7 protein-coding genes are annotated in these 6,363 nt (G+C 73.9%); 2 read left to right on the top strand and 5 right to left on the bottom strand.

Features of this window, described 5'->3' with window-relative positions:
* Positions 1 to 133: 133 nt before the first annotated feature.
* Together ACFW6A_RS39000 and ACFW6A_RS38995 are read right to left on the bottom strand one after the other, a co-directional pair.
* Complete coding sequence (locus ACFW6A_RS39000) at positions 134 to 505, bottom strand: hypothetical protein (RefSeq protein WP_386483121.1); 372 nt, start codon at positions 503 to 505, stop codon at positions 134 to 136.
* A gap of 91 nt (positions 506 to 596) precedes the next feature.
* Positions 597 to 1,028: a helix-turn-helix domain-containing protein gene (locus ACFW6A_RS38995; RefSeq protein WP_351856979.1), complete on the bottom strand. Its 432-nt coding sequence runs from the start codon at positions 1,026 to 1,028 to the stop codon at positions 597 to 599.
* A gap of 222 nt (positions 1,029 to 1,250) precedes the next feature.
* Here ACFW6A_RS38995 and ACFW6A_RS38990 point away from each other — a divergent pair, with 222 nt between their 5' ends.
* Positions 1,251 to 2,711, top strand: coding sequence for an MFS transporter (locus ACFW6A_RS38990; RefSeq protein ID WP_386646637.1), 1,461 nt, complete (start codon positions 1,251 to 1,253; stop codon positions 2,709 to 2,711).
* A 45-nt stretch (positions 2,712 to 2,756) separates the two neighbouring features.
* A complete protein-coding gene (locus ACFW6A_RS38985; RefSeq protein WP_386646635.1) occupies positions 2,757 to 3,131 on the top strand; it encodes a hypothetical protein in 375 nt (124 codons plus the stop codon).
* Positions 3,132 to 3,133: 2 nt separating this feature from the next.
* Here the strand turns inward: ACFW6A_RS38985 and ACFW6A_RS38980 are convergent, their stop codons facing one another.
* The 3 genes from ACFW6A_RS38980 to ACFW6A_RS38970 form a co-directional block, all read right to left on the bottom strand.
* Positions 3,134 to 3,583, bottom strand: a complete 450-nt coding sequence (locus ACFW6A_RS38980) for a glutaredoxin domain-containing protein (RefSeq protein ID WP_386646633.1) — start codon at positions 3,581 to 3,583, stop codon at positions 3,134 to 3,136.
* A 104-nt stretch (positions 3,584 to 3,687) separates the two neighbouring features.
* The gene (locus ACFW6A_RS38975) at positions 3,688 to 4,749 is read right to left on the bottom strand and encodes a hypothetical protein (protein WP_386646631.1); all 1,062 of its coding nucleotides are present in this window, start codon (positions 4,747 to 4,749) and stop codon (positions 3,688 to 3,690) included.
* Between the two features lie 250 nt (positions 4,750 to 4,999).
* Positions 5,000 to 6,235 carry a peptidase inhibitor family I36 protein gene (locus tag ACFW6A_RS38970; RefSeq protein ID WP_386646629.1) on the bottom strand — a complete coding sequence of 412 codons (1,236 nt, stop codon included), beginning with the start codon at positions 6,233 to 6,235 and terminating at the stop codon, positions 5,000 to 5,002.
* Positions 6,236 to 6,363: the final 128 nt, after the last annotated feature.

Raw genomic sequence — 6,363 nt, 5'->3', positions numbered from 1 at the left:
GGGGTTGGCGGCGGCGGGCCCCTCCTCTCGGGCGGGCTCTCATCTCGGGGGGGGCGGGGCCTTCCGGCGTCCGTTCCCGGGGCCCCCCCCGCGCCCGGGGCCCCCCCCCCTCTTTTTTCCTCGGCCGGCCCGGTCAGTGGAACTCGTGGGTGACCGTGATCGGCCCCACGATGTGCGCGTTGAACTCGTCCAGCTCCTCGGCCGGCACCCACAGCTCCAGGATCGTGCGGCCGCCGGCCTGCCGGACGGGGTAGCGCGCCAGGAAGGCGGAGTCGACCTCGAAGCGGGTGACGTAGCCGGAGCCGCTGTGCTTCACGTTCCAGTCGCGGGCGATGCGGATCGCGTAGTCCTCGTCGAGCACCGGGTAGAAGATCGGCTGCTCGGGCAGCCGGGGCGGCCAGGCGCGCCAGTCGAGCGCGCGGACGAGAGCGAGCTCCTCGGGGCCGGTGGGGCGCCAGAGGGTCGTCGTCGGCCGGGCCTGCGGGCCGGGGGCGGGGCTGGTCATGGCGGCGACCGTATCCGGGCGGGATCGGCGGCGGCCACGGGTTTTCCCGGGCGGTCACCTCCGGGGCGCCGGAGGTACCGGGGCGGTCGCGCTACGGAGCGAGGGCCTCCTGCCGGCTGTCGAAGTCGGCGCGGGCGCGGGCGATCTCGTCCTGGTGGAGTTCGGTCCAGCCGACCAGGGCCTGGATCGTGGTGTGCAGGGTGCCGCCGAGCGGCGTGAGCGCGTACTCGACGCGGGGCGGGACCACGGGGTGGACGGTCCGCCGGACGAGGCCGTCCCGTTCGAGCTGGCGGAGTGTCACGGTCAGCATCCGCTGGCTGATGCCGTCGATGCGGCGGCGGAGTGCGGAGAAACGCAGCGGCTCGCGCTCCAGGTGGGCGATGGTCAGCAGCGACCACTTGTCGGCGACCCGGTCGAGGATCTGGCGCACTTCGCACCCCTCGCGGGCGTCCCACTGGAGGACCGCGTACTCCTGCTCGGTTCCCTCGCAGTGACCAGGTGACGTGAAAGTGCGTTCTTCCATGCCTCCCCAGGCTGCCGGATGATTCGAGGGCCGACAAGCGAAAACCGGACTCCCTTACCGTGATTCGCCGTCAGCTTCCGTTTCTCCGCGTGGACTTCAAGGGAACCCCGCGTGCGCGACTCCGGCGTGCGGCCGTCCCGCACCACCCTTCCTTCGTCGACAAGGGGTCCTCCCGTGTCCACATCCACCCCTCCCTTCCTTCCGGGCAGCGACACCGGCCGCATGAGCGGGCGCGCGTGGGGCGTGCTCCTGGTGCTCTGCGGCGCGATCTTCCTCGAAGGCATCGACGTCGCCATGCTCAACGTGGCGCTGCCGTCGATCCGCGAGGACCTGGGCCTGTCCACCGGCACGCTCCAGTGGGTGATGAGCGCCTACGTGCTGGGCTACGGCGGTTTCATGCTGCTGGGCGGCCGGGCCGCCGACCTCTTCGGGCGGCGGCGGATGTTCGTCCTCTGGCTCGGCGTCTTCCTGCTCTTCTCCGGCCTCGGCGGTCTCGCCACCGAGGGCTGGATGCTGATCGCCGCCCGCTTCGTGACCGGCGTCGCCGCGGCCTTCATGACCCCCGCCGGCCTGTCGATCATCACCACGAGCTTCGAGGAGGGCCCGCGGCGCGACAAGGCCCTGCTGGTCTACTCGGGCACCGCGGCCGGCGGCTTCTCCCTCGGCCTGGTGGCCGGCGGGCTGCTGGCCGCCGCCGACTGGCGCTGGGTGTTCTTCGCGCCCGTCGTCCCCTCCCTGGTCATCCTGGTCGCCGCGGTCGCGCTCATCCCCGCGTCGCCGCGCCCCGACCGGAAGGGGCGGGGCGTCGGCCTGGCGGGGGCGGTCAGCGTCACCGCCGCCATCCTGCTCCTCGTCTTCGGCGTCGAGCGCGCCACCCACGTCCCCGCCCTCTGGACGGCCGGCACGATCGGCGCGAGCCTCGCCCTCTTCCTCGTCTTCGCCGCCGTCGAGCGCCGTTCCGCCTCGCCCCTGGTCCGTCCGGGCCTGCTCCGCGACGGCGGACTCGTCCGCGCCAACCTGGCGGGCATGCTCTTCGCCGCGGGCTTCTTCGGCTTCCAGTTCGTCGCCGTGCTCTACCTCCAGGAGCTGCGCGGCTGGTCGACGCTCCAGACGAGTCTCGCCCTGATCGTCATCGGCGTGGACGCGGTCCTCTCGCCGACCCTGACGCCCCGGCTCGTGGCCCGGTTCGGCAACGCCCGGGTCATCTTCGGCGGGCTGCTGCTGGCCGCCCTGGCGTACGCGCTGTTCCTGCCGGTCGGCGCGGACTGGACGTATCCGGCGATGTTCCCCAGCCTGATCGCCCTGGGCCTGGCCTTCTCCCTCGCGTACGGCCCGCTCACCATCGTCGCGACCGAGGGCGTCGCGGAGGAGGAGCAGGGGGTGGCCGGCGGACTGCTGTACACGTCCTTCCAGTTCGGAGCGGCGCTGGGCCTGTCGGCGGTGGCCGCCGTCCAGGTCGCGGCGACCGACGGCACCTCGCCCGCGGCCCTGCTCGACGGCTACCGCGCGGCCCTCGTGGTCCCGCTGGCCGCCGCCCTCGTCGCCGCTCTGGTCAGCGCCTTCGGCCTGCGCGGCCGTTCCGGGGCGGCCGGGACTGAGGCTGCCGGGGCGGAGCCCGCCGGGTCGGGGGCGGCCGGGACGGGGGCGGCCGACACCCCCGTGGCCGCCGGAACGGTGCGATAGCCGTCGGCGGCGGGGGGTGTCGGAGGCCCGTGGGAACCTGCTCGCATGTCCTCCACGATCCCGCCCGAAGTCGCCGCCTTCGTCGCCGCCGCCTCCCGCCTGCCCCTGGACTCCCTCCAGGAGATCCGGCACGCCACGGCGGTGGCGGTCGCCGCCGGCTCCTTCGACCTCACCGCCGTGCCGAAGTTCGACGCGGCGCGCTTCTCCGCCCTCCAGAAGCTGGTCCGGGACGCCTTCCACCCGCGCGCGGAGGAGCTGCGGGCCGCCCGGCCCGGCGGTGGTCTGACCGCCGCCGTCTCCCGGACGACGATGACCGCGCAGGCGATCTGGAGGCGGGACCGGCTCACCCCCGAGCAGTACGCGATGCTGACCGGCGCCTTCCCGGCCCACGGGGTCGCCGTGCCGGAGCGGGACGCCTGAGCTCAGGGGCGTCGGGGGCCGGTGGCGTCGAGCCGGGCGCGGAGCCACGCCGGGTCCGGGTTGGTGTGGTGGCGGCCGGCCAGGAGGACGGTGGGCACGGTCTCGTTGCCGTCGTTGACGGCGCGGACCGCCGCCGCGGCCTCCGGGTCGCGCCAGATGTTCACCCAGTACGCCTGCCGGGCCCGGCCGCCGAGCCGGGCCCGGAGCCGCATGCAGTACGTGCAGCCGGGCCGCCAGTAGACGACCGGCCGCCCGTCGGCCCCGCTGCGGCGCAGGGCCTCGGCGGAGGTGAGCGAACGGGGGAAGACCAGAGGCGAGTTGAGGAAGGCGAGCAGCAGGAAGAGCGCCAGGAGGGCCAGACCGGAGACCCGGCTCCCGCCCGCCGCGCGGCTCCCCGCGACGAGCACCCCCGCGAGGGCCAGCAGGATCGGCGTCAGCCAGGCACGTATCACCCGGCCAGGCTAGCGGGCTCCCTCCCCGGCCGGGGCGGGCGCGGACGGCCCGGTGGAGGCCCGGTGGGCGGGCGTGCGGGGCCGTCCGTGTCGGGCGCCGCACGTCAGCCGCCGGACGGGGCCGGGCCCGCCGGGCGGTCGAGCGCGCTCCACGCGAGCCCGGGGCGTTCGGCGAACGCCTCGGCCACGCGCTCGCGCCAGTCCGCCGCGCGGCCGGGCCGGTGCTCCGGGCCCCGGGCACCCGGGGCGCCCTCACGGCGGCAGGACCCACAGCGGGTCTCGTCCCCCACCGGCCGGAACACATGGGCCTCCCCCGGCCCCTCGCACTCCACGAGCGCACCGGGCGCCGCGCCCGGCGCCTCCTCGAACCACGCCTCCCCCGGCTCCGGCGGAAGCTTCTCCACCAGCCGGTACCGCAGGAACCCGGCCGCCGACCGGACGCCGCCACGGGGCAGGCGCGCCGTCAGGGCGTGCCGCAGGTCGCCGGGCGAGACCCCCCGGCAGAGCCACTCCGCCGCCAGAGCGGCGAGCCCCCGCGCCTCGCGCACCCCGAGCAGCAGATCCCGGTTCTCGTGCCGCAGCGACAGCAGCAGCCGCTCCGCCCGGGCGACGTGGGCCCCCTCGCCGGAAGCCGTTCCCGCGAGCGGGACTTCGGTCGCGGCCGGAGCTTCGGCCTCATCCGGGTGCTCGCTCCGCGGGGACTCCGGTGACTCCGGGGGCTCTTCGGTGGGTGGGTGGGGGGTGTTCTTCTCCCCGTCTTCATCTGTGGGAGAGCCGCCGAGTTCCCGGGTGCCCGGTCCGCCGACCGTCGGAAACGGCACAGTCGGTGACCGGTCGCCGTCCCGCACCGCCGTCGCCTCGTCGCGCGTGAGGGTGACGTTCGTGATGAGCTGCTCGGTGATCCAGCGGCCCCGGCCACCCTGCCACCGCCACTCGTGCAGGTATCCGCACGCCGTGAGCGCTTCCTTCGCCCGCTGGTACGCCCGGGGCTTCATGCCCAGGTCCACGGCGTGCCCGCCGAGCGGCTTCGCGGTGGCCGCGCTCTCCGGGAGACCCTGGAGGTAGACGAGGAGGATCTTCGCGTCGCTGTTCAGCCGCGGATTCCGGACGACACTGTGCGAGACCTTCGTGTACGCCGACGAGGGCGCGATAGCATGCCGAAGCATTTCTGGTGGACTCCATGTATCCACTAGCAGTGAAGGCCCCCGGGTGGTGTTGTCGCACCTCCGGGGGCCGCCCCTTTTACGGAGCGTGACGTTTCCGTCACCGTAGCGCAGCCACCATCGCCCGGGAGCGACTCTCCCTCCACGAACGGATCTTCGACCGTCGGGAGCGGCCTCCGGCCCGGCGGGCGCGTACACGCCGAAGGGCCTCCGACCCGTCGCGGGTGGAGGCCCTTCGGCGTGGGGCGAACCGTCAGAAGACGGCGTTCATGTCGTCCCAGTTGTAGTCGTTGCCGTCGCCGTAGCCCGGGTTCAGGCCGCCGGTGCCCTTGCCGGGGTACACCATCAGGCAGCCGGCGCCCTGGCAGGAGGTGGCCGTGAGGGAGGTCGAGGCGCCGCTGCCGGTGATGGTCAGCAGGTCGTTGGGGTCGCCGTACTCGACGTTGCCGATGCCGACGAACGTCTTCATCACGTTCCAGCCGCCGCCGACGAGGAGCCGGGAGCCGAGGGCGCCGGGCTTGGTCGGGTAGCGCCAGAGCTTGCCCGTCGACGCTTCGCGGGCGAGGAGGTCGGCCTTGCCGTCGCCGTTCAGGTCGCCGGGGGCGACCAGCGCGTTCATGCCGTTCCAGCCGCCGGCGCCGATCAGCTTGCGGGCGCCGAGCGGGCCCGTGGCCGTGCCGGGGTAGAGCCACAGCTTGCCCGTGGACCGCTCCACCGCGAGGAGGTCGGAGCGGCCGTCGCCGGACAGGTCGCCGAAGGCGGTGAGGTGGTTCATGGAGTTCCAGCCGCCCGTGCCGATCAGCAGGCGCGAGCCGACGTAACCGGTGCCGTCGCCCTTGTACAGCCACAGCTTGCCGGTGGACGCCTCGCGGGCGATCACGTCCTCCTTGCCGTCACCGGAGAAGTCGCCGTGCCGGGTCAGGGCGTTCATCGCGTTCCAGCCCGAACCCACCAGCTTGCCGCCGCCGTTGCCCGGGAGGAACCACAGGCGGCCCGCCTTGTCACGGACCAGGAGATCCGCGACGAGGTTGCCGTCCAGGTTGGCGAAGGAGGAACGGGTCGAGGACTCCGCGACGGCGGACCAGGACGGGTACGCGGGGCCCGTGCACTCGCGCTCCGTCGGGACGAGCTTGATCGAGCTCACCGAGCTCAGGCCGAAGCCGCCCCACTCCGTGCCGCCCGGGTCGGGCTCACGGGTGCCGACGCTCCAGTACGAGGACGTGTAGTTGGGCTCGTCGTAGCCGCACGCGTACTGGTTCGTACGGTTGGAGACCGACTGGATCTTGTTGTCCCAGGTGCCGAGCGTCGGCATGCTCTTGGTGGTCTTGAGCATCGTGCCCGTGGCGTGCGCCGTCGTCCAGGCGCAGAAGTAGCCCTTCGGGCAGTCGCTCGGCTCCGCCTGGGCGGGCGCGGCCGTCGCCACGCCGAGGGCCCCCAGGGTGGCCAGGCCCAGCAGGGTGGCCAGGCCGCGTCTCATCGTCTCGCGCATTTCTTTCCCTCCCCATGGCCGGGGGGGGGGGGGGGGGGGCCCCCCCCCCCCCCCCCGCCGCCGCCCAGCGTAAGCCCCGGGTAGTGAAAAGCGGGTAAAATAAGGAAAACACAAAACAAGAAAACCCC

Origin of the sequence: Streptomyces sp. NPDC058758 (assembly GCF_042746075.1) — a bacterium.
Lineage (GTDB): Bacteria > Actinomycetota > Actinomycetes > Streptomycetales > Streptomycetaceae > Streptomyces.
The sequence above is the reverse complement of the archived record's forward strand: the minus strand, read 5'-3'. Positions and strand labels throughout refer to the sequence as shown.

What these genes read in the sequence shown, in the direction of transcription:
- ACFW6A_RS38995 (WP_351856979.1), bottom strand. Translation starts at nt 1,028, where the DNA reads ATGGAAGAACGCACTTTCACGTCACCTGGTCACTGCGAGGGAACCGAG.
- ACFW6A_RS38985 (WP_386646635.1), top strand. Translation starts at nt 2,757, where the DNA reads ATGTCCTCCACGATCCCGCCCGAAGTCGCCGCCTTCGTCGCCGCCGCC.
- ACFW6A_RS38970 (WP_386646629.1), bottom strand. Translation starts at nt 6,235, where the DNA reads ATGCGCGAGACGATGAGACGCGGCCTGGCCACCCTGCTGGGCCTGGCC.
- ACFW6A_RS38990 (WP_386646637.1), top strand. Translation starts at nt 1,251, where the DNA reads ATGAGCGGGCGCGCGTGGGGCGTGCTCCTGGTGCTCTGCGGCGCGATC.
- ACFW6A_RS38975 (WP_386646631.1), bottom strand. Translation starts at nt 4,749, where the DNA reads ATGCTTCGGCATGCTATCGCGCCCTCGTCGGCGTACACGAAGGTCTCG.
- ACFW6A_RS39000 (WP_386483121.1), bottom strand. Translation starts at nt 505, where the DNA reads ATGACCAGCCCCGCCCCCGGCCCGCAGGCCCGGCCGACGACGACCCTC.